The organism is Gammaproteobacteria bacterium (assembly GCA_036383255.1).
Classification (GTDB): domain Bacteria; phylum Pseudomonadota; class Gammaproteobacteria; order Natronospirales; family REEB76; genus DASUBN01.
This window is the reverse complement of the sequence record DASVOS010000010.1, coordinates 12,496-39,305: the sequence shown is the minus strand read 5'-3', so window position 1 is coordinate 39,305 and position 26,810 is coordinate 12,496. Positions and strand designations below refer to the sequence as shown.

Genomic DNA, 26,810 nt, shown 5'->3' with positions numbered 1-26,810 from the left:
CGGCTTATACTGGAGGCATGATCACCCTGCGTCCCGCCGCCGAGCGCGGCAAAGCCGACTTCGGCTGGCTCGACAGCCGCCACACCTTCTCCTTCGGCCAGTACATGGACCCGCGCCACATGGGCTTCGGCCCGCTGCGGGTCATCAACGAGGACAAGGTGCAGCCTGCCCAGGGCTTCGGCACCCACGGCCATGCGGACATGGAGATCATCTCCTACGTGCTGGAGGGTGCCCTGGAGCACAAGGACAGCATCGGCACCGGCTCGGTGATACGCCCCGGCGACGTGCAGCGCATGTCCGCCGGCACCGGCATCCAGCACAGCGAGTTCAACCACTCCAAGAGCGAGCCTGTGCACTTCCTGCAGATCTGGCTCATCCCGGAACGGCGCGGCATCCAGCCCGGCTACGAGCAGAAGCGCTTCGAAGACGCGGACAAGCGCGGGCGATTGAGGCTCATCGCGTCCCGGGACGGGCGCGAGGGCTCCGTCACCGTGCACTTGGACGCAGACCTCTACGCTTGCGTGCTCGACGAGGGCGACGGCGTGCGGCACGCGCCGGCCCCCGGCCGCAGCCAATGGCTGCAGGTGGCCCGCGGCGCGCTCACGCTCAACGGGCAGCGCCTCGCCGCCGGCGACGGCGCTGCCCTACAGGGTGAGCGGGAGGTCGCCGTCAGCGCCGCAGTGGACGGCACCGAGTTCCTGCTGTTCGACATGGGCTGAGCCCGTTCCAGCTAGGGGTGCCCGCCGAGCGTGAAGTAGAACGCCGCGCCCCTGCCCTCTTCCGCCTCGACCCAGATGCGCCCGCCGTGGCGCGCGATGATGCGCTGCACCGTGGCGAGCCCGATGCCGGTACCCTCGAACTCCTGTTCGCTGTGCAGCCGCTGGAACGGCGCGAACAGCCGGCTGGACTGGTCCATGTCGAAGCCGGCGCCGTTGTCCCGCACGAAGAACACCCGTTCGCCCTCCTGCATCTCGCTGCCGATCTCGATGCGGGCATCCGGCTTCTTGGCGGTGAACTTCCAGGCGTTGCCCAGGAGGTTCTCCAGCAGGATGGCCGCCAGCTTCGCATCGCCCTCCGCCTCGAGCCCGTCATCCACCTCCGTGACGCAGCGGCGCTCCGGTTCCCGCTTGCGCAGCTCCTGGAACACCCCCTGGGCCAGTCGCCCGAGGTCGATCCGGCCGCGCTGCATGGGCGCGCGGGTGACCCGCGACAGGTCCAGGAGGTCGTCGATGAGCTGGGACATCCTGGCGGTGCTCTGGATCACGTACTGCAGGTAGCTGCGCCCGGCCTCGTCCAGCTTGTCCGCGTAGTCCTCTTCCAGGAGCTTGGTGAAGCCGCTGATGCTGCGTATCGGCCCGCGCAAGTCGTGGGACACCGAGACGCTGAAGGCTTCGAGCTCGCGGTTGATCTGCTCCAGCTCGCGCGCCCACTGCCGCCGCAGGCGCGTGTGCTCCAGGTGGGTGCGCACCCGGGCCATGAGTTCCCGTGCCGCGAAGGGCTTCACCAGGTAGTCGTCCGCGCCCGCGTCCAGGCCCTCCACCGAATCCTGCTCGCCGGCGCGGGCCGAGAGCAGGATCACCGGCACGTCCCGGGTCGAGGGCGCGCCGCGCAGCCCTCGCAACAGGCCGAAGCCGTCGAGGCGCGGCATCATCACGTCGCTCAATACCAGGTCCGGCGGCGAAGCCAGCGCGTGCTCCAGCGCGGCCTGGCCGTCCTCCGCCACCTGCACCTGGTAGTGCGGCTCCAGGAGCTCTCTGATGTAGCGGCGCATGTCCGGGTTGTCGTCCACCAGCAGCACGCGCCCCTGGTTCGGGGCGCTGGTGGCGGCTTCTTGGCCGGCCTGCTCGCCGGCGGTCCACTGGCTCACCTCGTCCAGATAAACCGAGACGCGGCCGGCGCCTGTGCCGGGCTGGTCGGGCGCCGCCTGTACCGCGTCCTTCGGCAGATGCGCCTTGCCCTTGGGGATGGACACGGTGAAGGCGCTGCCCTTGCCCGCCGTGCTCGCCGCCGAGACCGCGCCGCCGTGCAGACGGGCGAGCTCGTGCACCAGGGCGAGGCCGATGCCGCTGCCCTCGTGGCTGCGCGAGCGCGCGCCTTCGACCCGGTGAAAGCGCTCGAAGACGTGGGGCAGGTCCCGCTCCGGGATGCCTGTGCCTGTATCGCGCACCTCCAGCTCGAAGCGGTCGCCCGCGTCCCGCAGCCGCACGCGGATGCCGCCTTCGAAGGTGAACTTGAAGGCGTTGGAGATGAGGTTGAGGACGATCTTCTCCCACATCTCGGGATCCACCCAGGCGGGTTCCGCCATCCCGGGACAGTCCAGCTCCAGGCTGAGCCCGGACTTGACTGCGGCGGACTGGAACGCGCTCGCCAGCTCACGGGTGCGCTGGCCGAGGTCCAGGGGCGCGTAGGCCACGCGCATGCGCCCGGCTTCCAGGCGCGAGAAGTCCAGCAGCGCATTGACCAGCTTGAACAGGCGCAGTGCGTTGCGGTGCATCAGTTCCAGCCGGTGCCGCTGCGGCGCCGGCAGCGCGTCCGCCGGCTCGGCCAGCGCATCCTCCAGCGGGCCCAGCATCAGGGTCAATGGCGTGCGGAACTCGTGGCTGATGTTGCTGAAGAACACGGTCTTGGCCGTATCGAGCTCGCCCAGCTTCAGGTTGGCCGCGCGCAGCTCGAGGTTGGCGGCCGCCAGCTCCTGGCTGCGTCTCACCACCTCCCGCTCCATCTCCCGGGTGCGGCCACGCATCTCCTCGCCGGCCTCGGTGGCCTGCACCAACTCGGTGACGTCCTCCACCCGGTGCAGGATGTAGAGGATCTCGCCGGCGTCCGAGAGCACCGGGATGTTCTTCGGGCTCCAGTACTTCGAGACGAAGTGCCCGTTCTCGTCGCGGATGTCGTACTTCTGCACCGCCATGGTGTCCGCCGCGCGGGTCACCAGCACCCGCTCCAGCGAGGCGCGCAGGTTGCCGGTGCCGCTGGCGCCCGGGTCGTCGGGGTTGTCCGGGAAAATCTCGAACAGGCCGCGGCCGTACTGCTCATCCCCGGTGTGGGTGGCGTCGAGGCGCGCGCGCGTGGCGCCGACGATGGTGTAGCGCGGGCTGTCCGGCAGCAGCACCAAGAGGATGTCCGGTGAGGCCTCGAACAGGCGCTTGAAATCCAGTGCCGCGCCGGCGGCGTCCCGCTCCAGCAGGGTCCCGACCTTCGCGGCGACCTGGTCCAGGTCCGCCTTCAGCAGGCAGTCCGTCGCGCCCGCGGCCATGAGGGCGGCGGGATCGTCGAAGCCGCTGCACACGAACAGGAAAGGCACGGCGGGATAGCGCGCGCGTGCGAGGCGCAACGCCTCCAGGCCATCAAGGTCATAGCCTTGGCTGTCGGAGAGTATGAGAGCCGGCGGGCCCGCGTCGAGCGCCGCGAGGTAGTCGCGGCGGGAGCCGGCGACGCTCACCTCGCAGGGCAACGGGAGCTTGCCGATGGCGCGCCGGATAAGCTCCGCGTGTGCCTTGTCATCCTCCAAGTGCAGGATGCGGAGGTGCCGTCCCATGCGAAGTTCCCTATCGCCCCGGTCCAGTATGGGAATATAGACCCAAGCCGGGCAGCCCACCAGCAAGGCCCCCGGGGCCGCACGTCGCTGGGGGCCTGGGGTTGCGGGACGGCCCGTGTGGGGCTCATGCTCGGCCGCGACACTGGAGAGACACCGGGATGGACAAGCCAGCGCCGCGCCACATCGCCATCGCCTCCACCTTATTGTGGCTGGCCGGCGCGCTGCTCATGCTGCTCGCGGTCTCGCTCATCTTCTACGTCACTTCCCCTGGAGCCGCGCGCGGGCTGGCGACGGTCCCGCTGGGCCTCGCGCTGTGGGCGGTGGCGTTCTGTGCCGGTGGGTTCACGCTGCGGGGAAGACGCCGGGGTTACCGCGGCTGGACCGCGGCCCTGTTTCTCTCCGCGGTGGGCGCGCTGTGCCTGTTCATGACGCCCATGACGCTCATCATCCTGCTGCTGAGCGGCGGGGCGCTGACGCTGGTGCTGCTCGACTGGCGCCGGTCGCCTAGATCTCCAGGCGATACTCGGGCCTGAACGGACCGATCTCGCGCGCGGCGTCCTCCTTGGGATGGCCCCGCGGGTTCGCCAGCACGCGCGTGCCGCCGAGCATGTAGTCCACGGCGTCATGCTGGCTGCCATGCACCCAGAAGCGCGCATCGACGCGCTCCACGAGCTTGTCCAGGTGGGAGGCATAGCAGGCGGCGATATGGTCGTCGCGATAGCGCGGCGGCACGGACTTCATGGAAGGCGCATGGTGAGTGACGATCACGGTGCTGCCGTCATCGAAGGACTGGGTGGCGACCTCCTCCAGGTAACGCACCGCTTCGCGGTGCCGTCCCGCGGTGTCTGCCGGGGTGATCGGCTCGCCGCCGCCCTTGCTGATGCGGTAGTAGTCCACGCAACCTTCCTGGGCCAGCGTCTTCGCCGTGTCCGCATCGCCGAACAGCTCGAAGTCGCTCCACAGGGTGGTGCCGATGAACCGCACGCCGCGCACCACCAGGCTCTCGTTCTGCAGCACGTGCACGTTCGTCCCCCAGGCCCGCGAATGCAGCTCCTGGTCGAAGGTGTCGAGGTTGCAGCCGCGGTAGGAGTAGTTGCCCACAACGTAGATGATGGGGCACTGATAGGCGATGCTCGCCCAGGTCAGACCCTTGAAGCCTTCGCCGATGTCGCCGGCGAGGACGAGCACGTCAGGCTGATCGCGGGGGACCGAGGGCGCGCCGTATTCGTCTAGATAGAGGTCGGAGAGGATGCCGATTTTCACTGCCACCCCGCTTGCCTGGCGTCCATGCCACATCCGCAAAAACGCGGATAGGGATATCCTAGCAAGCGGCGGCGGATATTGTGTCGCACTCCATCACGCCGCGGCGCGGCTTATGTGAAGCCCCCCGATCCTGAAGGGACGGCAGCCCCGCCCGCGCGGGGCTGCCGCTTAGACTCAGTTCATTTCGCCGGCTTCTTGAACCTGAAGATGAACTGATCGTTCTTGCCGGCCATGGGCGGCTGATATGAGACCTGCTTGTGGTCGTCGTCCGGGTTCTTGAGCGCATCGCTCGCGCCGTCGAACACGAAGCCCGCCGATTCCACTTCCTTCTTCACCGCCTCAGGATCGATGCGGTGCGTGGTATCCGTGTCCGCGAACCCCGAGCCTGCCGGCGCCACGTTGTCCACAATCACGAAGTAGCCGCCGGGCTTGAGGGCATCGAACACCTTCTTGTCGAAGGCCTTCATGTCCACCGGGCCCATGAACGGATCGTGGTAGTCGTGGTAGTTCTGGTTGGTGAACACCAGGTCCACCTGCTCCGGCAGCTTGAGGTCTCCGGCAGCGCCGCGGATGAGGCTTACGTTCTTGTACTGGGTCGCGGAAAGCTTCTGCCAGTGGGCGTAGCTCTTCTCCACGTACTGCTGGTAGCCGTCCGGCCAGACGGTGTAGACGCGGCCCTGGGCGCCCACGATGCCGCTGAAGATGCGGGTCCAATAACCCTCGCCGGGGATGAGCTCGGCGACCTTCTGCCCCGGCTTCACCTGGGCGAAGGCCATGATGGCGGCTACCTGGCGGTGGGCGTCATCGGCCGCGTCGGCCTTGCGGTCCGGCGCTGCGAGGGCGGACGTCACGTAGGCAGGGACGGAATCCGCCGCCACCGCGACGGATGCGGCAAAAGCGGCGACGAATGCGAGCGAAGCGATGGATATGCGGTGCATGGAGGAGCCTCCTGATGGAAAGGGATGCTGCCTATAGACCAGCACCAGGCGGAATGATTCCGCGGATCGAGCGTTCCGTTGCGGTGCTTCTCGTGGTGAGAGGAAGATGAAGACAGGCCCGAGGATATGCCGGCCACTCGACTATGATGGAGCGTCCACCCCACCGCGGCACCGGGAGCCGAGCACGGCCGTGAAAGCCATCTCCTTCACCGAATACGGGCCGCCGGAAGTCCTGGAGTATGGGGAGCTTCCGCAGCCCGAGCCTGGAGACATCCAGGTGCTGGTGAGGGTGCATGCGGCCTCCGTGAACCCGGTGGATTGGCATTTCATGCGCGGCAGCCCCTTCCCCGTCCGTCTCCTGCTGGGCGGGCTGATGAGACCCAAGCGCCGCATCGTACCGGGATGCGATGTGGCGGGCGTGGTGGAGTCGGTGGGCAAGGACGTCACCCGCTTCAAGCCGGGCGACCGGGTGTTCGGCGGCATCGGCCGGGGCGGCTTCGCCGAACGCGCCTGTGCCGGGGAAGAGCGGCTCGCGATCATCCCGGCGGGGACCTCTTTCGAGACCGCCGCGGCGGTCCCGCTCGCCTCCATCACCGCGCTGCAGGCATTGCGCAAGGAGGGCGGGCTACAGCCCGGCCAGAGCGTGCTGATAGACGGCGCCTCCGGCGGCGTGGGCAGCCTCGCCATACAGATAGCGAAGGCGCTGGGCGCGCGCGTGACCGCCGTATGCAGCCCCCGCAACGTGGAGCAAGCCCGGGCACTCGGCGCGGACGAGGTCCTGGATTACACGCACGAGGATTTCGCCCTCGGAGCGGCGCGCTACGACTTCGTGTACGGCGCCAACGCGTATCGCCCCCTCGCTGATTACCGGGGCGTGCTCGCGCCCCGCGGCAGGTTCGTCTGCACCGGCGGCAGCGGCCGCCTGATACTCCAGCTCATGCTGCTGGGGCCGCTGCTCTCCCTCGGCGGCAAGCGGAGCAAGCTCGTGACGACGCGCTTCGATGCCGCGGATCTCACGTTCCTTCAGGGGCTGCTCGCCGCGGGCAGGCTCACGCCCGTGATAGACAGGCGCTATGGGCTGAGCCAGGTGCCGGACGCGATCCGTCATATAGAAGAAGGCCACGCCCGCGGGAAGCTCATCATCCAGGTGCGGTGAACAGGCGCGAGCCGCAAACAGGATTTGACGTCTTCACGCCGATCTCTACCGTCATCTCCCTAGCTCGATCACGATTCCAACAACGTCGTGTCGCGCAGTCCACGCGAAACACCGTGACCCGTGGCCGCGCTTGTGCGCCAGTGCACTGAAAGGGCCGCGCGGCTCTCCTATGCTGCAAGACTCAGTTTCAGGAGATGCCAAACATGAAAAAGATCCTATCCGTACTCTTCCTCGCCCTGTTCTCTGCTTCCATGTCCCTCACCGGCTGCGCCAGCGACACGAGCACCACCGGCCGGTCGGTGGCTTCGACGACCGACACCAATGCTGAATACGGCGTGGTGAAGTCCATCAACGAGACCACCGAGACCCAGAGCGGCGTTAACGTGGGCACGCTCATCGGCGGCGCCATCGGCGCGGTCGCGGGTCACCAGTTCGGCGGCGGGCGCGGCCAGACGGCGGCCACCGTGGCCGGCGCGGTCGGCGGCGCGGTGATCGGCACCAAGGTCGGCAACCGCGGCGGCGACCAGATGTACAAGATCGCCGTGAAGCTGAAGGACGGCCAGGTGGTCAACGTGAACCAGAAGGGCGACGTGGCTGACCTGCGCGTCGGCCAGCGCGTGAAGATCGTGGACGACCAGGTCTACCCGGTCTAAATCGAAGCTCCGCCGCGGGAAGGCTCGGCCCTCCCGCGGCGGATCACCGCTCAATCGTCCGACAGATCGTCCCGGACATCCTCCGCGATGTCTTCCAGGATGGACTGAGGGGAGCTCATGTCGTTGGCGGTGTCGTTGTCGTCGTGGAAGTACACGATCTTCCCGTCCGCGGTGCTCAGCACGCGGATGTTGGCCGCGGCCCGCTCTTCCCGGAAAGTCATCGGCGCGACCCGGTAGTAGTCCGCCACCTCTCCGTTCAGCACATACGCATAGCCCTTGGCCTTGGCCAGGGCCACCGCCGCGTCATCGTTCAGCTCTTCCTTGGGACCCACCGGGCGCGACAGCGGCACCGCGTGGATGAAGTCCGAATCGTTGAGCTTGGAGGCGAAGATGGAGCCTGCGGTGTTCCCGGATCCGTCGCAATCTTCCTGGTCCTGGATGACGCAGTCGCGGAACATGATCACCGCCACGGTGCTGCCATCGGGGATCAGCGGGTGGCGGGGCTTGGGCGGCCCGTGGCTGCAGCCCATGGCCAGTAAAGCGGACAGACTGCCCAAGAGCCAGATATGGCGCTTCATGGATACCCCTTTTGCCGGTACGTTGTAGTTCTGATGCCGGATTTTAGCCCCCTCCACAGCCCAGTACACGACCCCCCATCCACAGGATCCTGATAGCGCCCCCGCGGCGCGGTATGGCTTAATGCGCTCCAGCCCACCGTTGCGAGACGAGCCATGGACCAGCAAGCGAAGATCACCGAGTTCCGCCGCCTCCACGGCGAGCGCCCCCTGGTGCTGCCCAACGCCTGGGACGCGGGTTCCGCGCGGCTATTGGAGCAGGCCGGCGCCAAGGCCATCGCCACCACCAGTGCCGGCGTCTCCTGGAGCCACGGCCTGCTCGACGGCGAGAAGCTCACGCGGGACGAGATGCTCGCCGTCATCGGCCGCATCGTGCGCCGGGTCGCCGTGCCGGTGACGGCGGACATCGAAGGCGGCTACGGCGGCGGGACGCCTCGCGCGGTGGCCGAGACGGCGCGCACGATCTGCGGCCTCGGCGTCGCCGGCATCAACCTCGAGGACTCACCCGGGCGCGAAGGGCAGAAGTTGCTCGAACCGCAGGAACAAGCTAGCCGCATCGGGGCGGCCCGGGAAGCGGCGCAGGCCGCCGGCTGCGAGCTCTTCATCAACGCGCGCATCGACGTCTTCATGTTCGAAGTAGGCGACCCCAAGACCTGGCTCGCGGAGACGCTGCGCCGCGCGGCGGCGTACCTCTCCGCCGGCGCGGACTGCGTGTTCGTGCCCGGCGTCATCGACCGGGAGACCATCGCGGCGCTGGTGTCCGGCATCAGGGGTCCGCTCAACATCATGGCGATGCCCGGCGCGCCGAGCGTCGCGGAACTCGGCGAACTCGGCGTGGCGCGCGTGAGCGTGGGGCCGCTCTTCACCCAGGCCGCCTTCGCCGCGGTGCGCCGCGGCGTGCGGGAACTGCTGGAACAGGGTACCTATGGCAACGCCGAGGACGTGCTCTCTTACGGAGACCTCAGGACGCTGCTCGCCCGCTAGTCTGATCGCGCGGAGAAAGCGTTACCTCTGCGCCGCGATGGTCTGATCTCCCGATGCATGACAAGGGGTCTTGAAGCCGACCCGAAGTGCGGCATGGCGCACGGATTGGGTGCGCGCAAACCTCTAACTTGCCGGTTCACCCGCCGAAAACCGACAAGGAGGAACCATGAAATTGTCCGCAACGCTATGTGGGATGCTCCTGGGTGCCGCCGCGCTCGCCGCGAACGCACAACCCACCAGCAGCTCGCCGAGCAGCAGTCCGAGCAGCAGTCCGAGCAGCACTCCGACCAGCAACCCGGCCTATCCCAACAGCACCATGCCCTCGACCATGCCGCCGAGCGGTACCACCCACTGTCCGCCGGGCATGAGCCATGCACCGGGCAACTCGACTTCGATGCGTGTTCCGGGCGCCTCGACCTCGATGCGCGCGCCGCGCACTCCGGCCACGCCGGCACCGGGTGCTTCGACCGGGATGGCTCCCTGCAGCTGACCTGCCCCCCCCGAAACGATATCGCCGAAGCCCGTCATCGCGAGTGGTGACGCTTCGGCGGATATCGCAGCCTCCGGATCCGCTTCCTAGGGGATGAACATCCAGACGGCCGCCGCACCCATGACGGTGGTGGCGATCCAGCCGATGACGGTGACCCAGCGCTTCGCGGTGAACTTCCCCATCACCGACTTCTTCGACGCCAGCAATACGACGATGGCCAGCAGCGGCACCGAGACGACGCCGTTGATGACGGCGCTCCAGAACAGCGCCTTCATGGGGCTGATGTGCACGAACTGCAGGGCCAGCCCCGCGAACACGCTGGCCGTGATGATGCCGTAGAACCCGCGCGCCTCGCGCGGCTTGTGCTCCAGGCTGCACTTCCAGCCCACGGTCTCGCAGAGCGCGTAGGCGCCGGATGCGGCCAGCACCGGCACGCCCATGAGGCCGGTGCCGATGATGCCGGCGGCGAACAGCCAGTAGGCATAGGTGCCGGCAGCCGGCTTCAGCGCCCCCGCCGCCTGGGTGGCCGTGTCTATGTCAGTGACGCCAGTCATGTGCAGGGTGATGGCAGTGGCCAGGATGATGAAGTAAGCCGTGATGTTGGCCACGAACATGCCGCGCCAGGTGTCCATGCGGATGCGCTTGAGCTCCTTGGACGCCGCGCCCGGGTTCCGCAGCAGGGGGGCCGCGCGGGGCGGCGTGCGCATGTCCTCCACTTCCTCCGAGGTCTGCCAGAAGAAGAGGTAGGGGCTGATGGTGGTGCCGAAGACGCCGATGATCACGTCGGCCGCCTTGGAATCGAACCTGAACCTGGGCCACAGGGTGTGGGAGATCACCTGGCCCCAGGGCACGTCCACGAAGAACAGCACCGCGATGTAGGCGAGCAGCGAGAGGGTGAGCCACTTCAGGTACGAGACGTAGCGGTGATAGGGCACGAGCAGCTGCAACGTGAGCGTGACGCCGATGAAGAACAGCGTCATGAGGTGGCGGTTGAAGCCGGTGACGAGGCCCGCCACGTCGCCCATCGCCGCGAGGTCGGAACCGATGTTGAGCGTGTTGGCGACGAGCAGCAGCCCAACCATGGACTTCAGCACCAGCGGCGGGAACGTGTCCTTCATGTTGGCCGCAAGGCCCTTGCCCGTGACCCGGCCGATGCGCCCGCACATGGACTGGACCGCCGCGACCATGGGGAAGGCCAGCGGTATGGTCCAGAGCATGTCCAGGCCGTAGCGGGCGCCCGCCTGGGAATAGGTGGCGATGCCGCTCGGATCGTCGTCCGCCGCGCCGGTGATCAGCCCCGGCCCGATCTTCGCCAGGGGGTGTCTCTTGCAGCGCTCCCAGAACGCACGGAAAGAAGCCATGGGCTGTAAACGATGTCCATATCTGCCGAAGTCCAGATTAACCGCCTGGCGCACGAGTTACTCAATCGGCGCCCGCTGTAAAACCGCGGCTTTGTAATGTAAGCGTGCCGGCCTCAGCCCAGGGCGAAACTGGCGTAACCATAGATGGAGGCGCGCCGGGATAACAGCCCCTCCCCGCCCCGCCGCATGTGCCGCGTGCTCCTCCTATAGAGGAAGCCGTGACGCTCCAGCATGGGACGCGCCGCGGCGTTGGACTGCGGAGCGATGAGCTCGGGAGGCGATGCGAACGGGAGAGCCAGGACTTCGGCCAACAAGGCCTCGGCATCCGCCGGCTGCATCGCGAGCCAGGGACCGATGCGCCGGGATTGGGCGAAGATGTAGCCCGTGATGCGGCCTTGCCCGTCCGTCGAGACGAAGCTGCGGTCCAGAAACTCCTCCAGCAGGCAGCGCATGAGCCGGCCTCGGTCGGCGCCGGTCATCTGTGCGTCCAGGGCAGAGATCGCCGCGCAGTCTTCCGGCTTGGCGCGCCGCACCTGTCCCCGGCCGGGCCCAGCCACCAGCTCGCGGGATCCATCGCCAGGTGGCGCTTCAAGTCGTCGCCATAGGGTCTCGGCATGTTGAACGCGAGCTGCAACAGCACGGTCGCATCAGCGATGTCCCATGCACCCAGGAGTTCCAGTTCGAGCGGAATGATATTGCCGTCTGCCATCGCGCCTCCCAGCGCGTAACCGGTGGCATCTTTTACGCGGGCTGCCGTCGCGCGGCAACGGCCAGATAGGCCGGCGATGGGCGGAATCTGGCACGCCGGAAACCCGCGCCCGGCGCGGGGTTTGGGCCCCGGACGGCGCCGATAGTCCCAGGTGGGGATTTCCTGCCATACTTGAGGCACGGGGTTCGGCAAGCAAGATCACAGGAGACGAAAGAGGGATACAAGGACGTCGAGGTTTCCATGTTACTCACACTCTTAGGCAAGCGACCCAAGGATCGGGAAGCGCCCAGGACCGCCACGCGCCAGCGCGGCATCCCCTACGACCCGACCCTTATCACCGCACTCACCCACCAGCACCGTGAGCTGGTGATGCTGCTCGTCAAGGCCAGCAGCGCCGCCGAGCAGTGCTACTACGCCGAGGCCACCGAGGCCCTGGCGCAGTTCAAGGCGGACCTCACCACGCACCTCATGCGCGAGAACAGCCAGCTCATGCCCTATCTCAGCCAGCACCTGTGGGGCGAGGGCAGCGAGGAGCTGGTGCGCGAGATGCAAGCCAACGGCGCGCGCATCGAACGCACCGTCAAGAAATTCCTGGACAGCTATCTGGACAAGCCCGTCGACAACGACAGCATGTACGACTTCCTGATCGAGGTCGAACGGGTGTGCGAGGAGTTCAGCCGGCAGATGGAGCGTGAGGAGACGGAGTTCTACACGCTCTACATGGGACCGGAAGCGTACTGATACGAGCGCGGCGGCGGGATGCAATAAAACCCGCCGTCCACCGGTCTTGGCTTGCATGGGCAGCCCGAACGGGCTACGGTCCAGGCAGCCACGGGTAACCATGACAGCGATGTTCCGCAGACACAGACGCCTCCTCGCCGCCGGCCTGCTCCTGGCCCTGGCGGCGGCTTGGATGTTGCCTGCGCAGGCCTGCATGGCGAGCCCAGCCCAGGCCGCAACACACGCCCATTGCCCGGACTGCCCCTACCCCTGCGGATCTGACGCGTCCCACGGTCCCGCTGCCGCGAACTGCGCCGCTTCCATGCAGGCCGCCGTGGTGTCGGCACCGGTCTTCGCCAAGGCCGTGGCTCCCGCTCTCGCGTCCCTGCCTGCCATCCCTGCCGACGCGCCGCGCGCCACCGCGCCAGTGCATTCCGGGCCCGTTTCTGACCGTCCACCTGTCACAAGCCTCAACATCCGCTTCTGCACGTTCCAGATCTGACCCGCTCCTGACCGCCGTCCGTCTTCTTCCTTAGCGGTTGTGAGGAGTGCCATGTCTTTACGCGCCCGGCCTTTGGATTCCGTCTTGAGCGTCGCCACCCTGCTGTTCTCGGGCAGCACGCTCATCTGTTGCGCCCTGCCGATCCTGCTGGTGAGCCTGGGGTTCGGCGCGAGCGTCGCCTATCTCACCCACAGCTTCCCGTGGCTGGTGGCCCTGAGCCGCCACAAGGTGTGGATATTCGCCGGCGCGGCGATCTATCTCGCGCTCACGGGCTGGCTCATCTACCGGCCCGGCCGCAGCTGCCCCACGGATCCGGAGCTGGCGCACCTCTGCCAGCGGGCGGACCGGCTGAACCGCATCGTGCTGTGGGTGGCAGTGGCGGTGTACGCCCTGGGCTTCTTCATGGCCTACCTCTGGCTGCCGCTGCGCATGGCCTTGGGAGTCTGAACATGAGAACGAACGACCTTCTTCCCCTCCTCGCGGCGGCGGTGCTATTCGCCGTCCATCCCGGCGCGGCCCTGGCGGATGGCCATGGTCCCGCCTTCGCGCTGGCGACGCCGACCCTGACGCAGGGCCAGTGGAGCAGCGACACGGCGGCCCTGAGCATGTCCAACGACGCGGACTCGACCGTGAGCTTCCGCGAGCTCGTGGGCTATGGCATCACCCAGGATCTGCAAGCTTCCTTCGCCTTCCCGCTCGCCCAAGGCAACACGCCCGCCACCGGCACGCGCGCCATGCAAGGCATGCTGGGCGGCGGCAAGGACCTGGAGGGCTCGCTCTTGTGGCGCTTCCAGCGCAAGGCCACGGGGCTCGGCGCGCGGCGCGAGAGCTCGCTGCTCCTCAGCGTGTGGGACGGGCGCGGCACGGACACCGAAGGACTGAGCGCCGGCCAGGGGATCGCGCTCGGCGCGGTCACGGGTTATGCCTCCCGCTCCACCTACTGGTGGCTGGGCGGCGGCCTGCAGCATTACCTGCCCAAGGGCGGCGGCCGGCTCGGCGATCTCTATTACGTCACCGCCGTATGGGCATGGCGGCCGGACTACTTCCGGCGCGACGCGCCAGCTTCGGATTGGCGGGTGCTCTTCGAGGCGCTGGGTGAATCCACCCGGAAGAACGAGCTCGCGGGCAACGCCGATCCGAACAGCGGCGGCCACAAGCTGCTCGCCGGCCCTTCGCTGCTCGGGCTCTACGGCGCCTGGGGGATCGAGGCAGGCGTGCTCTTCCCGGTGAGCCAGAGCCTGAACGGCAACCAGCCTGAGGACCGCTACCGGGCCAAGGCTGTCTTCACCTATTGGTTTTGAACGGAGATCGAATCATGCGTGCTAACCTGAAAACGGCCTCTCTCGCGGTCCTGCTCCTGGCCTCAAGCTCCGCCGTCCAGGCGGACGGCCTGGTGAAGGTGGAGCAGACCATCTTCGGCATGGACTGCGCCCCCTGCGCCTACGGCATGGAGAAGAACCTGGGCAAGCTCGCGGGGGTGGCCAAGGTGAACGTGAGCATCGAGCAGGGCGTGGCCTACATCGACTTCGCGCCGAACAGCCCCACCACCCTCGCGGACATCCACGACGTGGTGCTGCGCGGCGGCCTCACGCCGGAGAAGATCGTGCTCACGGTGCAGGGCACCGTGGCGCAGCGCGGCGACAAGCTGGTGCTGACCGACGGCTCCAAGGAGGAATACCTGCTGTCGGGCCTCAGCGCTGCCCAGCTCGCGGGCCTCAAGCCCGGCGCGGCGGTGTCGGTGCAGGGCGAAGCCACGAGCGATCCCGGGGCTTCTCCCGTCACCCTGAAGGTGCAGGACGTGAAGACACTCTAGCCGAAGGGCATCAGCCCTTGCGGACGATATCCACCGAGATCTCCACCACCGGGACCGTGCCCCGGTTCTCCAGCCAGTGCAGGGTGTTGCGGTCCTCGGGCCAGCCCGCGCCCGGACCATACTCCGTGGCTTTCCCGTCCCGGTGGTCGGTGATGGTGCCTTGCAGGATGAAGACGGTGCCCGGCCTGCCCTTGTGATCGTGCAGAGGCCCGAACACGGCGCCGGGCTCCAGGGTGAACCTGCGCATGCGTAGCTGATACCCCGCCATGCCTTCGATCTCGGGACCGAGGTCCACCGTCGCGAGCAATTCGGCTTTGACGCCCCGGGTCTCGGGTACTTCTTCGTTGCTCACGGCGCTACCTCTCAACTCAGCGTCGGTGTCACGGCAGTCGGGGCGGGGAATTCCTCAGTATATCACCCGCTCCTGCAGCCATTTCGCGGACTCCGCTCACAACACCGCGCGGTAATCCCCTGGCGGGCAAGGTGTTTCGTCCGCGAAGCGCTCGGTCAACGCGGCACATGCCACTTGCGTTGTCAGCAGGATCGTCCCCTTCCTTTCCTTGTGATGCAGCATCTTGCATCGGCGCGGCCATGCGCTAGGATAAAAACAAGATCAATCGAATCAGACGGAGGTCCGTCATGGCTCACGTCATCGCAGTCGAGAGTCTCGAAGACTGGTTCCGCCAGTCCTTCGCCGAGGCCAGGCAGCAGCGCAAGGTGGAAGCCGCGGCGCCCACCGAGCACTACGTGGTGCAGCTGCTCACCGGCTTCGCGCGCTCCGACCGCTTCTACGAATACGTGGAAGGCTCGGGGTACAAGCTGCGCCCGCTCGCCAGCATCATGGCCGACGCGGTGGAGGCGCCCTCGCTGGAGGAGCGGCAACAGATGCTGCGGCGGCTCGGGGATCTCGCGCTCTTCATCGCCGGCTTCTTCTCGGAGTACGTGCACCGGCGGCCGGTGGACATGGGCTACTACAGCGAGATGGGCGAGACTGCCTACAGCATGCTGAGCGACCTGCCGGCGACGGACATGCGCGGCCGCGCGCTCGCGGAGGTGTTCGGCGAGCTCACCGCCAAGTTCCGCCAGTTCGTGGACGTGCTGAACGAGATGGCCCGCCAGGCCCGCCCCGAGGACGAGCGCGACCTCCTGCGCCTCTACGAGCAGTGGCTGAAGAGCGGCAGCTCCCGCGCCGCCGAGCGGCTGCGCGCGCTCGGGCTCGAGCCCGCGGAAGCCGCCCGCACCCGCTTCACGCACTGACGCACGGCACATGGCGCCCGGGGCCGCCACCGTCTCCTCCCTGCAGGATTACCTGAGCCGGCTGTACGCGCTGGAGACCCCATTCCGGGTGGACGACTTCCTGCTCACCGACGAGGCGGTGGCGCGGGAGCTGGAGGGCGAGGATTTCCGCGCGGTGGAAGAGAAGCTCCTGGTGGAGGAGGAAGAGGAGGGCTTGCGGCTCTCGCTCTACCTGGAACCCGGTCTCTTACAGCGGCTCGAAGCCGCCCGTCCCCTGGAATCGCTGCAGCGGGCGGAGCTGCAGGACTTCTGGGCGGTGCTGGAAGGCGTGAGCCACTTCACCTACCTCACCTTCAAGGCCCAGCACGACCGCGGCGTGCGTCCGGTGGAACTGGAGCTGCAGGCGGAAGTGGACAAGTTCGTGGTGACGGCGCTGCTGGCGCTTGCCCAGAGCACCCCCGCCTCCTCCCGCGCGCTGCATCACCGGCTCTTCGAGCTGATGCGGCCCGATCCCGCCCTCGACCCGGACCTGCACCGCCGCTACCGGGACGCGGGGCGCAGCGCCGCCCGCTACTGCCACAGCCTCATGCGCCGCTTCCCGGATGTGAGTCCCGCGCTCCTGCCGGAGCTCAGGCATTTCTACCGCCTGGACCACCCGGGCAAGCTGCGGTTCATCGAGGCCAGCGCCGCGCACTGAACCCACCGCCCGCCTTTTTTAAACCGTATGCTGAGATGCTGGCGTGGACTTAGATAGTCCCCCCTTTCGGGGGGCTACTTGTATGAATCTTTTGTGACAAGGGAGGGGATTGCATGGTGCCGGAAACCGTGGTCTACCCCCCCCCTGCTATTTCTCCAGTTCCAGCAAGATTCTTTCAATCTTCTTTCGTTCAAAGGGCGCGCCAGGTGATTTGCTTGTAGTCAGGCGGTCAGCTAGAAGGCTTAAGGCTGATGTAGCAGAGACGATCTTGAAATCTTCTATGAGGTCCATGGCGTCAAAACGAATGCTCTCATCATCGGAGAGAATCCATTCGCCCACTATCTGGTCGGCCATCAAGCGTTCATCGGCATCGAACTTTTTGTACAGCCGCCCAAGTCTCTCCGAGACCAGCTGCATCTCCTTCTGGGATTCGGCGTATGCAACGGCATCTTGCCGATACGCGTTCATTTCAGCCCTGAATTCATCTAAACCCATATAGCCTCATGATTGTATTACCGAGGGCTCAGTCGAACTCCCCGAACTTATCCCAAAATAGGTCGAGCAGATCGTCACCCGAAGGACTCTGCTCTTGCATACAAAGCATCTTCATGAGGACCAGCGACAGATGCTTGAACATGATCTGCGAGGATTCAACATCGCTGTGCGCTGCCCGATTCACCGTCAGTTCACCGGCAAAATCAAAACTAACATGGTTCTTTGCCAGTTCCACACCTTCAAAGACGCCCTCTGCATATTCCTCCAGCAATCCCACACGAACATGTTCTGGACCGGCTGCAATGGTGTCGGCATAAGAGGACCCATGAGGCATAGCCGTGTGCACGGTGACTCTAAAGTCACTGGATGCATCCAGTACCAGTTCACCGCCAAGTAAGCCATAACTGGAAGGCCGGCCAACAGCCCTGATGACTTCGACGGCGCCGACGGCCTTTGTGCCATTGGCGCTTCCTAATGCGGCATAGGTGCGTCGGAGCGTATCCCTGGCCGGATACCCCGCGCGCGGCAAATCCCCGATCCAGATACGCGCCTTGGCGGAATAAGGCAGTTGGAGTGTTCTCATGACTGCGGAAATACTTTTCCAAATTTCAGAGAGAGCGCGCTAAGACAGCCTAATCCTAGCGATAAAACCGGAGATTCTGTAGTCGCTTCAGATGGGCAAAAAGCGCCCCTAGTCAAAAAGGGCTCCGACCCCTTTTCGATTATTAATATTCCCTCTACATGATGTCGCCCATGATGCAGTTATTGCAGTAGTCGATTTGCTTTTCGGTCAACTCCGGATGCTTCTTTATGAAATCCTTTATTACCCTTTCAGTATCCGGATGCATCAAGTGGCCTAGTCCATGCAAGGCAGCCCATTCGCATATCTCGGAATCCAACGCGAGTACTCGCTTGAGCGTACGGAACAGCGTGTCCTGCAGCCGCCGGTGTTCCTCGTTGTTGATTGGGTCCTTTACTCCGGGCACACAGTACGGATGACAAAAGTTATCCCACCACATGTCGCTGGATGTGTCTAAAGGCTCTTCGAAAAAAAGCTTCTCATACAAAAAGTACATAGACTCGATCAGTTCTTCCTTAAACTCTATCGCCAATTCATCATCATTGAGAAGTTTCTCTACGCTGAAGTCCAAAGAGCCGCTCATCATGAACCAGAATCCTTGCTCCAGCTTGTCTTTTGAATAGCGCGCAAGCAGGCCATCGGACCGCGAGAAAAGTTCGGTATACCGGCGCACTATATGTGCCTTATCCCAATCAATCCAAAAGTCGATTCCGACTTTCCAGAACCATTGCTCACGCGTGTTGCCTTTGGGGGCAACCGGATGGTCAAAGACCAGGTTCAGAAACGCTTCGTAAGAGATATCCCTCAGGTCGTAATAGGCTTGCCTCGCCTTATAGTCCTCATAGGATTCGGGCACTTCCTCAAGGAGCCTGTAGCCATATTTGATGTACTGCCCGAGATACTGCAGAGCGTCTTTATCGCCAGGTGCTACACCTGTAACCCCCATGTCCCGGGCCTTCACCAGGTCATCTATGACAGCCTGGATCTCTCGCCGCGTCAGATTGATCTTGTAGCAACCATGCCATTTGTAGCCTGGGGGAGGCTCAAGATACCCCGTCGCCAGGACCTTATCGATCAACGCAGCATTGCTGGAGCCAAGCCTCACGAGCACCCTTTTGACGGAGACAAGGCTGCTCCGAGGGAGGGTATCAGGCCGGCGCATGATGTAGTCGTACTCTCGAAGATCCATCCGCGATCCCTGCTTTGCTTGCCTGCCAATAGTAGTGATAAGCCGGGGGTTTCCAAAGGCAAGACGTGGAAGGCATCGAAGCTGCCCTGCACGCGCTCTATCCCTGCAAGTAGTCCGCTCGCCTAGATCCGGGGCGGGCTTGCTGCGTCTGGATCCGTGCTCTCGTATTCGCAGTCGCAGCTGTAGTCATCGGTGTCGGCGGGCCTGGCGGACTCGCACTGGCCCTTGTCCGCATAGGGGCCGGAGACCAGGGACGAGTCGAACCCCGTCTCCGTGGATTCCACGTACCGGCCCGGGCCGGTCCAGGAGACATCGGCCTGTGCGGGACCGGGAACGGCTCCGAGCAAGGCAAGGCCGGCGAATACCCACCACCCACTTGTACGCATGGTTTTCCGCTCCCTTCAGCCCTATGGATTAAAGGTAGCAGCAGACCGGGAAAAGTCGACCCAGCAGTGCCCTAATCGTAGCGCCCACCTTTCACCCAAGACTTCCAGGCTCTCTTCCGATCCTCTTCTTGCTTGCTCCTTATAGACACGAATATCACGGAAGCAACAATTGCCAGATACGTGGCCGCAGCACTCCACCCTGCTACTGTGCCAAGAAAGTCTTCGACTGTAATACCGACCATGACCGCCATGCCCAGGAACATGAGGACAGCATCGATGGCAAAAAGGAACTTTCCAGAGTTCAATCTCATGAAAGCAATTAGGGTAACAACTAGTACCCCAGCTGCAAGTCCGATGTATTCCCACATGATCTATGAATGCCCTGCCATGAAAGTTTGCACCCTCGGACTTCTGCAGATCACGTGTACCCCTTTCCAAAATTTTCAGAGAGAGCGCGCCATATTCTATTGATGGTTCAGAGAAGCTTTAATCTGCTCGTTGAGCTCCTGAAACTGCCTGACAAGGTTGTCGCAGGCCTGCTTCGAGGCCTGGCACAAGACACTCATCGAGATCATCGTATTGTTGTTCGCGCCCTTGGTAACGACTCGTTTAACCGCCGCGGGGTAAGAGGGGTCGCTGGGTGGCGAGAACGACCAGAGCGTATATTCAGACGGCAAATAGACCACCAGCCAGCCGTTGTCAGTGTGTGACTGGGCATCTTTCCTCGCCAATAGTGCCTTGCGGGCCGTATCCACGTCTGGATAGCCGACGGCGTCGGCTTTCGTCTCAGGCAACGGTGCCGGCTCATCGCTTACGCAGCCGAGCTTTGCCTTCAAATCGGCCAGTTGGGCGGGAGTCATATCGGAGTGATTCGGCATGAATCCGTCTTGCTCATGGATCACCCGGAACGAACCATCGGATCTCTGGTGCAGTGACAGATAGCCGCAGTCAGTGGCTTTCTCATACTGATCCACAAAATCTGCGGCTGCATAGACGCCAGGTGCGGGTGCGTTCTGCGGATCCTTGTACCAGGTGAGCTTCACGACCTTATGGCTTATCGCCGCCCCCGTCTGGGCGGTGAACTCCTGAGAAGTGCTTTTCCACTCCTCGACGGAGAGACCCATCCCGCCATCCAACAGGGCGTAGGTGGTGGCGACGTCCCCGCGGTCTTTCGCGATGAAATACTTCCTTATGGTATCGGTGACTGCCTGGAGGTCCGCCTGACTCGGCCGCCAATTCGGGTCAGTAGGCGCCGGCTGCACCACCTGTGCGGGTGAGTCTGCGCATGTGATGTCCTGGTCTATCGCGAAACTGGTCTTCGCTCTGTCACCCTTACCATCGGCGCTCACAGGCTCTGTCGACTTGAACCTGTAGTGCCCAAACTGGGGGATCTTGCCGGCGCAGGCCTTCTGCGCTGCCGGGACCAGCGCTGCCTGCGCGGCAGGCACATTGGTGATAGCGGCACTCGTTAGCGTGAGTACATAGCCGCCATCGTCAGACGGACGCGTCTTGATGTCCGGAGGAGTCTCAGCAGCGGCATCAACGCAAATCGACGCAAGAGATGCCATCACGACCAACGCCGCACTTAAAGCCCTGGATTTCACGTGTACCCCTTTCCCAAATTTCCGAGAGAGCGCGTCAAGACAGCCTCATCCTAGCGATAAAGCCGGAGGGTTTGTAAGCCCTCTGGGAGGGCAAAAGCTGCCTATACTTGGGGCGGGGGAATGATGCGTCTTCAGATCTAGGTGCCCTGGAACGGAGTCCAGCCCATGACTGTCGTCCATCCCAGCAATTCAGGTTCGAGTTCGACGCCCGCCTCCGGCGGGTTCATGGGCTTCATCGGCCTTGGCGTGTTCGGCTTGGGGCTGTGGGGGTTCATCAGCGCCCTGCGCATACTGCTGGCCGCGACCGGTTTCCTGATGAGCGACGCGGCCTGGGACACCCTGCCCGGACTGGCGGCGAACGTCGCCCAAAGCGTGTTCTTCGGCCTCTGTGCCGGGGTCGCCGTCGCGGTCCTGAGATCCACGGTCAAGACCGCCGCGGGTGTGGAGTCTTTCGTCTCCGCGCTCTTCAACCGGCGCGTCGCGGCACCGGAACTTGACGCGCACTTCTTCGGCCAGGTGGCGCTCACCGGGGCGATCGGCATCGCGGTCGGCTACGTGACCGGCGCGGCGGGCGTCACCATGCTGCCCGCCGCATGGTCCGACGCCTCCGCCGGCGTGCTCGGCGCGGCGACCCCCATCGTGGCCTTCGCGGGCGGCGGCTTCGGCGGGCCCGGCCCCGGGTTCTGGGGCGTGATCATGCTCATATTGATGATCCTCTTCCTGACCCTGATCGTCGCGGCGCTGAGCAGCCTGCTGCTCCACCTCATCCTCCTCGGCATGGCCGGGGCGACGAAGGGCGGCGTGCGCAGCTACACCACGCGCCTGCTGTCCGGCGACGCTTCCGGCAAGCCTGACCTCAGGCGCACCGTGGCCCAGGCCATGCAGCGCGGGTTCATCGTCGGCGGCCTCATGGCGCTGATCCAGGGCATCTCGACGGCGGTGAATCTAGGCTGACCGGCGGGCACTTCCCTTCCGTTTGTCGGTTTAAACCTTTGGTTGTGCCCCACCGTCTATATAGGTGGACTGTATCCAAAGGGCCGGCTCTATGAAGACGTATCCGCTCATCTATCTGCTGGCAGTGGGGATGGCCGTGACGGGCCTTGGCGCGTCCGCGGCGGAGCCGGACATCTCCGGCTTGGGGGTATGGGAGAAGGCTCCCCACGTCCTGAAGGACCCCGCCCGCAAGCTCTATGTGGCCCTGAGCGAGCCGCTGGGATTAGCGGACAGCTCCCAGGCTGACCAGTTCGACGTGTGGGGCAAGCTCATCTATGACGAGCCGCAGCATCACGGCCGCTACGGGGTGATGGAGGAATGGGTGGAGATGCGCCTGGATTGCGCCACGCTGCGGTATACCGCAAGGCGCTACGCGATGCTGGACGGCAAGGGGACGATCCTCGTGGATGCCACCCTCACCGACCCGCCCAAGCGGGTCCACAAAGCGTGGGGCGATCCCGATTACATGCGGTTCATGCAGCTCACTGCGGATATCGCGGGCCGGAAGGCGTGTGCTCCGTCCTCGGACTAGGCCGGTTTGGACTCAGATTTTGTCCGATTTACATTGGATTGCCGGGTTGCGTCTTGCCCAAATAATTGTTCAAAAACACAACTAGAGAAGAATTCCGGTCCTCATCGTAGATATCTGAGGTGATAGTCGAATCATCGTTGAATACGACGGTCTGCCCATCCATGAGGTACACGCCCCACTCGTATGTCTTTATGCGGCCGCCATGCCGCTCTCCGTAGAAATAGCCCACCTGGCTTATATTCAGAAATGGCTCACCATCCCAACTGATCAGATCATCCGCAGGTGAAATGGTGATTACCTCGGTGTAGGTCACCGCCCGGAACTCCGGATAAAATAGTCCCAACCAAAGAACCGCGAGAACAAATACCAGGAAGAGGTTAACCAGCACGGAGCCCAGCATTGATAGCCAATTCCCTCTCTTGGAGATAATGCGCTGATGGATAGGCGGCTTGTCATCCCTGCCGATGGCGACAGCGAACATCTCCAATGTCGTGTAGACGCAGAGGTAGAACATGAACAACATGAGATAGACCTGCGCGCCGCCACGATACCGCGTAAGCGTGAGGGTCGTCCCCTGCTGGATGACTTGAAATGAGGAGGCCGCGGTACCCCAAGCCAGCTTGCCATCTGCGGGGACAGGTAGAGTCGCGTTAGGGTGATAGAAATATTCCACCCCTGCCCAAAGCAGCATCGTGAGTAGCAGACTCACTTCGATGTAGACATGATGCTGGATGAACCATAGCTTAAGATTCGCCCAAGTCAGGTTCATCTTTGTGAGGTGAAGCTCGCTCTCTTGTTGATCCTTCACTTCCCTTCCTTACTCATATATACAACACGACCAATTCTAGTAACTCGTCGCATCGAGCTCCGACAGGATCTTTTCCATCTTCGCTTTCTGCTCTGGCTGTGATGCCAGCCTCAATTCAGCTAAATCGACAAGATCGTTCGCCACGTGCTCCAATTGCAGTGAGACACCTGCGGCAGGACAACCTGCCGCGCCATATAAGTTATAACTCTCGAATATATAGCTCGTCCCATCAGTACATTCGATATACACCTGATTTGCACTTGGGTAGTGCGTACTCGCCCTTATAATTTTTTCAAGCTTCTCAGATACCGCCTTAGCAAAGGCATCTGGTACGGGCATTGTCGATACTGTGGGATTTGGCTTAGTAGCCAAAGCGTACAGAAGGTAATAACTCTTCTCATCACCTGTCTGATAAATCGCCATGAAAATTGCGGGCTTGAAGGATGGCCAGATATATACGGAAGACTGCGGGTTGTCCGATCTGGGGGTGACGGCTTTCAGGAAATCTAGATATCCCTGATACAAACCAATACCGCCTCCATCCAAAGGCAAGAGATGGTCGGGCGCCTTGAACACTAACTCGTCAGGTCCGTTGGAAGCTGGTTGGTCTGCAGCCATAGCAACAGTAGCCAACCCTAGTAAGGTTAGTAGCCCCAGAAAATTCTTAAGATTCACTTGCATCCCTTTCCCCAAATTCCCCAGAAGCGCGCGCTAAGACAGTCTCATCCGAGTGTAAGTCTGAACCGCCTCTTTTTCCCACCGCTATTTCTTGCTCAGATGCACATAACCTCAGGAGGCCTAGTCACCCGAAGTTGTTCTGAATCGGCTTGCCCTTCGATTCTGATATATATCGGACCATTGCACCCGCTGGAAATCATCATCAGCACGTACACGCCGTGCAGGTGGTAGTCCAATATGAAGTTCCGAACGTCCGTTAGCCGCAAAGAGAGCAGCCAGTCGCTTCGCTCAACGGTCACTTTGCCTTGTGACCATAGATGGATAACCTGTTGAGCAAAATCGGTACTTACCTGCTTGGAGATCCGTAAATAGAGGTTTGGGTCGGTGTCGTAATAGCCCACCGGCCGGGTCAAGTGACAGTCGAAATCCTGTCCTTCGCCGTACTCGGAACAGATCAGCACTTTCGCCTTCACGGTGTGCGGACCGGTGATCTCTGGTGTATAGGTCACCGTGGCCGTGACAGGCTCGGCTGAATCATCGAAATCCTTATCCAGAATCTTGTCCGACGGTAATATCTCGGGAAAGCGCTTCCGGATGTCTGCGTCACATATGGGCACCCACTCCGCTATCGCGCAGCTGGCCCCGATCGGAGCCCGCGCCACTGGCATGGAAGGCGTAGACGTACAACCGGTCGCGCTAAGCGCAATAGTCAGTGCGCAAAAACCCAAATGACGATTCACGTGTACCCCTTTCCCAAATTTCCAAGAGAGCGCGCTAAGACAGCCTAATCCTAGCGATAAAACTGGGGATTCTATAGCCCCAGCGCCACCGCGATCATTCCGGGTCCATGGTTTGCATAGACTTCAATGCCCTTATGAAGGGTCCCAGGCAGGTCTGGTCGGTTTTGAATCCGAAAGCCAGTTTCTGCGTAAATGCGCCGTGCTCCAGCAGCTCGCCTCGTACGGTGACATGCCCGCTATTACCCGCGATGAACTCTATGAATTGTTTCTCCCACATGGGCTTAAGCGTCGCCTTCCCCGACAGGGTCTCATCCATAGCAGATAGTGAGGAGATGAATTCAGTCAGAGGATACTCTTCGAAATAGAACGGATAAATCGCCGAAAAGGCACCCGAAGCGATGGACAGGTCTACTGCATATCCAGATGAGTCACGAAACCGGGTCACGTTCTGGAACACAAGACTTGGGTTTTCCTTATTGGTCTGCAATACGATTTCCATGAGATTCCGTGTACCCCTTTCCCAAATCCCTGGCGCGCTAAGACAGCCTAATCCTAGCGATAAAACCGGGGATTCTATAGCCCCTTCAGGTGGGCAAGAGTGCGCTTATACTTGAGACGGGAAACAGGACAGGGATTACAGGGAATGTCTATGAGGGGATATCCGCTCGTCTATCTATTGGTGGCTGGAATTGCCGCCCTATATGGCTGTGCGCCCATAAGAGATACGCCTCCTGCTTTCAATATGTACGTGCAATTGAAGATCGCGACCCTTCCTGATTCTAGCCCCGCCGTCCAGATACAAGAGATAGGCAAGAAAGACGACGGTAGTTCGCCCTTCAAACCATCATCGACCACGACCGCCTTATGGCTACGTCCCGGCGAGTACATCGCGACCCTGCAATGTCGTCGGCAAACCGGTGACGAAGGAATGCTTGACGCGATCAAGAACGGCGACCTTCTCCCTGAAGACCGCACCTACACCTTCAAGATTGAATCTGAAAAGGTTAGCTACTACCTGCTAGATTGCGGCACCGACCACGCCGGGCAGACATTCATCCGTTATTCCGAAGTACTGATGTTCACGGAGTATTAGCCATGAACCGCACGGCATTTCCTCCTCCGGATCTTGGAACTGCGCCGCCGACTCCCGATCTGCCCCCGGCTCCAGACCCCGGTACGGCTCCGCCGCCGCCACGACTTCCGAATATTTGAGAGACAAAAATGACTGAGCTAAGCGAAGGCACAAAGTCTCGGATTAGAAAGTTATTCCAACCCGCCTACGTTGCGGAAGTTGAGGAATACCTGCGTGCCGAGTGTGGAGACACTCTCCCATTTTCCGTGCCTGGTGACGTCGCTGGCAACGAAAGAATCCACCTAGCCGTACTTAAGCTTTCAGGTGGAGACTTAACCAAACTTAGGCAGACCGTGCGCGAGGCACAAATTGACTGGCGAGACGTATTAATGGCTGCCGGTTTCGGAGAGGACCCAAAGGCGCATCTCTCGTGGAATCCATAGATGCCTTTGTAACTCAAAACCTGGGCCCTGCCGCGCCGCCGAATTAATCGTGGTCTGTCTCCTATTCTTTGCCTGAGCACGGCCATGCTTGCGCGATTGCGCTCATGATAAGAACGCTCGAGTTCAGGTGAAGGTCCTGCGGGTTGTCAGCCAGGTACTTGGCGACGACCAACGCCGTTTGTTCTGGTGTAGAACCAATAGGTCTGCAGCTAACATGATATAGAAGTTCGGCGCTCTCTTTGTATGCTTTGGCATCTTCGGGTTTTAAAGCCTTACCGCCGCTAGCATTTGCGAGGGTGATAATGGCTTGATCAAAGCCATTTGTCACACCTGTTACGTAGGCTATGCAACTCCCCCACTCGTAGTTGTCTTTATCGTGATTAGCTTGGTTGCAGAAAGACGCTAGGGACGCGCCACCTCCGTCAGTTTTTTCAATATCGCCCGCTGTCGCTTGTTTTAGCGCCATAATCCCAACAAATACCAGTGTGCATAGAAATGATCTACTCATTGGTTATCTCCCTTGAATACTACGTGCTAGGCTAACAATTGGGGTTTGTCCTCTATTTCCTTTCCTTTCGTGGCCCTACCTGTTCACTCACTATATAAAGGCCCCCGCCGAACGCTGGCGCGGAGCGGCCGCGCCACCGCCGAATTA

At 62.8% G+C, this 26,810-nt stretch carries 34 protein-coding genes; 15 read left to right on the top strand and 19 right to left on the bottom strand.

The annotated features are described in order from the left end of the window. The first annotated feature begins 17 nt into the window (after window positions 1-17). On the top strand, window positions 18-719 hold the full coding sequence (locus VF651_06060; GenBank protein ID HEX7965263.1) for a pirin family protein: 702 nt from the start codon (window positions 18-20) through the stop codon (window positions 717-719). 11 nt (window positions 720-730) lie between these two features. On the opposite strand, the gene VF651_06055 is transcribed toward VF651_06060, so the two are convergent. After that, entirely contained in the window at window positions 731-3,538 is a 2,808-nt protein-coding gene (locus tag VF651_06055; protein HEX7965262.1) for an ATP-binding protein, read from the bottom strand. 158 nt (window positions 3,539-3,696) lie between these two features. Between VF651_06055 and VF651_06050 the strand changes: the two genes are divergently transcribed. Beyond that, a complete protein-coding gene (locus VF651_06050; GenBank protein ID HEX7965261.1) occupies window positions 3,697-4,071 on the top strand; it encodes a hypothetical protein in 375 nt (124 codons plus the stop codon). On the opposite strand, the gene VF651_06045 is transcribed toward VF651_06050, so the two are convergent. Both VF651_06045 and VF651_06040 read right to left on the bottom strand, forming a co-directional pair. Further along, entirely contained in the window at window positions 4,043-4,807 is a 765-nt protein-coding gene (locus tag VF651_06045) for a metallophosphoesterase (protein HEX7965260.1), read from the bottom strand. The genes VF651_06050 and VF651_06045 overlap by 29 nt on opposite strands. 173 nt (window positions 4,808-4,980) lie before the next feature. Then, on the bottom strand, window positions 4,981-5,739 hold the full coding sequence (locus VF651_06040; protein HEX7965259.1) for a methyltransferase: 759 nt from the start codon (window positions 5,737-5,739) through the stop codon (window positions 4,981-4,983). 190 nt (window positions 5,740-5,929) lie between these two features. Between VF651_06040 and VF651_06035 the strand changes: the two genes are divergently transcribed. Further along, window positions 5,930-6,895, top strand: a complete 966-nt coding sequence (locus tag VF651_06035) for an NAD(P)-dependent alcohol dehydrogenase (GenBank protein ID HEX7965258.1) — start codon at window positions 5,930-5,932, stop codon at window positions 6,893-6,895. Window positions 6,896-7,098: 203 nt separating this feature from the next. Beyond that, the gene (locus VF651_06030) at window positions 7,099-7,548 is read left to right on the top strand and encodes a glycine zipper 2TM domain-containing protein (protein ID HEX7965257.1); all 450 of its coding nucleotides are present in this window, start codon (window positions 7,099-7,101) and stop codon (window positions 7,546-7,548) included. A 50-nt stretch (window positions 7,549-7,598) separates the two neighbouring features. Here VF651_06030 and VF651_06025 read toward each other — a convergent pair whose 3' ends face one another. Next, entirely contained in the window at window positions 7,599-8,126 is a 528-nt protein-coding gene (locus VF651_06025; protein ID HEX7965256.1) for a hypothetical protein, read from the bottom strand. Between the two features lie 153 nt (window positions 8,127-8,279). Between VF651_06025 and VF651_06020 the strand changes: the two genes are divergently transcribed. Beyond that, on the top strand, window positions 8,280-9,107 hold the full coding sequence (locus tag VF651_06020; protein ID HEX7965255.1) for an isocitrate lyase/phosphoenolpyruvate mutase family protein: 828 nt from the start codon (window positions 8,280-8,282) through the stop codon (window positions 9,105-9,107). Window positions 9,108-9,407: 300 nt separating this feature from the next. Here the strand turns inward: VF651_06020 and VF651_06015 are convergent, their stop codons facing one another. The 3 genes from VF651_06015 to VF651_06005 all read right to left on the bottom strand — a co-directional run bounded on the left by VF651_06015 (window position 9,408) and on the right by VF651_06005 (window position 11,515). Further along, window positions 9,408-9,554 (bottom strand): hypothetical protein, encoded by a 147-nt coding sequence (locus tag VF651_06015; GenBank protein HEX7965254.1) that lies wholly within the window; start codon window positions 9,552-9,554, stop codon window positions 9,408-9,410. 129 nt (window positions 9,555-9,683) lie between these two features. Then, a complete protein-coding gene (locus VF651_06010) occupies window positions 9,684-10,958 on the bottom strand; it encodes a divalent metal cation transporter (GenBank protein HEX7965253.1) in 1,275 nt (424 codons plus the stop codon). A 113-nt stretch (window positions 10,959-11,071) separates the two neighbouring features. Continuing rightward, window positions 11,072-11,515, bottom strand: a complete 444-nt coding sequence (locus VF651_06005) for a hypothetical protein (GenBank protein ID HEX7965252.1) — start codon at window positions 11,513-11,515, stop codon at window positions 11,072-11,074. 392 nt (window positions 11,516-11,907) lie between these two features. On the opposite strand from VF651_06005, the gene VF651_06000 reads away from it, so the two are divergent. The 5 genes from VF651_06000 to VF651_05980 all read left to right on the top strand — a co-directional run bounded on the left by VF651_06000 (window position 11,908) and on the right by VF651_05980 (window position 14,702). Continuing rightward, window positions 11,908-12,408: a hemerythrin domain-containing protein gene (locus VF651_06000; GenBank protein HEX7965251.1), complete on the top strand. Its 501-nt coding sequence runs from the start codon at window positions 11,908-11,910 to the stop codon at window positions 12,406-12,408. Between the two features lie 109 nt (window positions 12,409-12,517). Beyond that, a complete protein-coding gene (locus VF651_05995) occupies window positions 12,518-12,889 on the top strand; it encodes a hypothetical protein (protein ID HEX7965250.1) in 372 nt (123 codons plus the stop codon). Window positions 12,890-12,973: 84 nt separating this feature from the next. After that, the gene (locus VF651_05990; GenBank protein HEX7965249.1) at window positions 12,974-13,336 is read left to right on the top strand and encodes a hypothetical protein; all 363 of its coding nucleotides are present in this window, start codon (window positions 12,974-12,976) and stop codon (window positions 13,334-13,336) included. Between the two features lie 2 nt (window positions 13,337-13,338). Then, window positions 13,339-14,190 carry a hypothetical protein gene (locus VF651_05985; protein ID HEX7965248.1) on the top strand — a complete coding sequence of 284 codons (852 nt, stop codon included), beginning with the start codon at window positions 13,339-13,341 and terminating at the stop codon, window positions 14,188-14,190. 14 nt (window positions 14,191-14,204) lie between these two features. Continuing rightward, window positions 14,205-14,702, top strand: coding sequence for a heavy metal-associated domain-containing protein (locus VF651_05980; GenBank protein ID HEX7965247.1), 498 nt, complete (start codon window positions 14,205-14,207; stop codon window positions 14,700-14,702). 10 nt (window positions 14,703-14,712) lie between these two features. Here VF651_05980 and VF651_05975 read toward each other — a convergent pair whose 3' ends face one another. Beyond that, window positions 14,713-15,054 (bottom strand): cupin domain-containing protein, encoded by a 342-nt coding sequence (locus tag VF651_05975; GenBank protein ID HEX7965246.1) that lies wholly within the window; start codon window positions 15,052-15,054, stop codon window positions 14,713-14,715. Window positions 15,055-15,341: 287 nt separating this feature from the next. Between VF651_05975 and VF651_05970 the strand changes: the two genes are divergently transcribed. Both VF651_05970 and VF651_05965 read left to right on the top strand, forming a co-directional pair. Then, complete coding sequence (locus VF651_05970) at window positions 15,342-15,959, top strand: hypothetical protein (protein HEX7965245.1); 618 nt, start codon at window positions 15,342-15,344, stop codon at window positions 15,957-15,959. A 10-nt stretch (window positions 15,960-15,969) separates the two neighbouring features. Next, window positions 15,970-16,635: a hypothetical protein gene (locus VF651_05965; GenBank protein ID HEX7965244.1), complete on the top strand. Its 666-nt coding sequence runs from the start codon at window positions 15,970-15,972 to the stop codon at window positions 16,633-16,635. Window positions 16,636-16,782: 147 nt separating this feature from the next. Here VF651_05965 and VF651_05960 read toward each other — a convergent pair whose 3' ends face one another. From VF651_05960 to VF651_05935, 6 genes are all read right to left on the bottom strand, one after another. Further along, window positions 16,783-17,130, bottom strand: a complete 348-nt coding sequence (locus VF651_05960) for a hypothetical protein (protein ID HEX7965243.1) — start codon at window positions 17,128-17,130, stop codon at window positions 16,783-16,785. Between the two features lie 28 nt (window positions 17,131-17,158). Beyond that, window positions 17,159-17,713 (bottom strand): hypothetical protein, encoded by a 555-nt coding sequence (locus VF651_05955; GenBank protein ID HEX7965242.1) that lies wholly within the window; start codon window positions 17,711-17,713, stop codon window positions 17,159-17,161. A gap of 154 nt (window positions 17,714-17,867) precedes the next feature. Then, window positions 17,868-18,899, bottom strand: a complete 1,032-nt coding sequence (locus VF651_05950; GenBank protein ID HEX7965241.1) for a hypothetical protein — start codon at window positions 18,897-18,899, stop codon at window positions 17,868-17,870. Window positions 18,900-19,021: 122 nt separating this feature from the next. Continuing rightward, window positions 19,022-19,183: a hypothetical protein gene (locus VF651_05945; GenBank protein ID HEX7965240.1), complete on the bottom strand. Its 162-nt coding sequence runs from the start codon at window positions 19,181-19,183 to the stop codon at window positions 19,022-19,024. A 173-nt stretch (window positions 19,184-19,356) separates the two neighbouring features. Further along, window positions 19,357-19,653 (bottom strand): hypothetical protein, encoded by a 297-nt coding sequence (locus VF651_05940; GenBank protein ID HEX7965239.1) that lies wholly within the window; start codon window positions 19,651-19,653, stop codon window positions 19,357-19,359. Between the two features lie 96 nt (window positions 19,654-19,749). Continuing rightward, on the bottom strand, window positions 19,750-20,889 hold the full coding sequence (locus tag VF651_05935) for a DUF4019 domain-containing protein (GenBank protein HEX7965238.1): 1,140 nt from the start codon (window positions 20,887-20,889) through the stop codon (window positions 19,750-19,752). Between the two features lie 165 nt (window positions 20,890-21,054). Between VF651_05935 and VF651_05930 the strand changes: the two genes are divergently transcribed. Next, entirely contained in the window at window positions 21,055-21,843 is a 789-nt protein-coding gene (locus VF651_05930) for a hypothetical protein (protein HEX7965237.1), read from the top strand. A 91-nt stretch (window positions 21,844-21,934) separates the two neighbouring features. Then, window positions 21,935-22,414, top strand: a complete 480-nt coding sequence (locus VF651_05925) for a hypothetical protein (protein HEX7965236.1) — start codon at window positions 21,935-21,937, stop codon at window positions 22,412-22,414. A gap of 28 nt (window positions 22,415-22,442) precedes the next feature. Here the strand turns inward: VF651_05925 and VF651_05920 are convergent, their stop codons facing one another. From VF651_05920 to VF651_05905, 4 genes are all read right to left on the bottom strand, one after another. Continuing rightward, the gene (locus tag VF651_05920; GenBank protein ID HEX7965235.1) at window positions 22,443-23,222 is read right to left on the bottom strand and encodes a hypothetical protein; all 780 of its coding nucleotides are present in this window, start codon (window positions 23,220-23,222) and stop codon (window positions 22,443-22,445) included. A 36-nt stretch (window positions 23,223-23,258) separates the two neighbouring features. Next, complete coding sequence (locus VF651_05915) at window positions 23,259-23,897, bottom strand: hypothetical protein (GenBank protein HEX7965234.1); 639 nt, start codon at window positions 23,895-23,897, stop codon at window positions 23,259-23,261. 98 nt (window positions 23,898-23,995) lie between these two features. Next, window positions 23,996-24,640, bottom strand: a complete 645-nt coding sequence (locus tag VF651_05910) for a hypothetical protein (protein ID HEX7965233.1) — start codon at window positions 24,638-24,640, stop codon at window positions 23,996-23,998. Between the two features lie 94 nt (window positions 24,641-24,734). Continuing rightward, on the bottom strand, window positions 24,735-25,139 hold the full coding sequence (locus VF651_05905; GenBank protein HEX7965232.1) for a hypothetical protein: 405 nt from the start codon (window positions 25,137-25,139) through the stop codon (window positions 24,735-24,737). A 249-nt stretch (window positions 25,140-25,388) separates the two neighbouring features. Between VF651_05905 and VF651_05900 the strand changes: the two genes are divergently transcribed. After that, window positions 25,389-25,733 (top strand): hypothetical protein, encoded by a 345-nt coding sequence (locus VF651_05900; protein HEX7965231.1) that lies wholly within the window; start codon window positions 25,389-25,391, stop codon window positions 25,731-25,733. Between the two features lie 483 nt (window positions 25,734-26,216). Here the strand turns inward: VF651_05900 and VF651_05895 are convergent, their stop codons facing one another. Beyond that, entirely contained in the window at window positions 26,217-26,663 is a 447-nt protein-coding gene (locus tag VF651_05895) for a Rap1a/Tai family immunity protein (protein HEX7965230.1), read from the bottom strand. Window positions 26,664-26,810 lie beyond the last annotated feature (147 nt).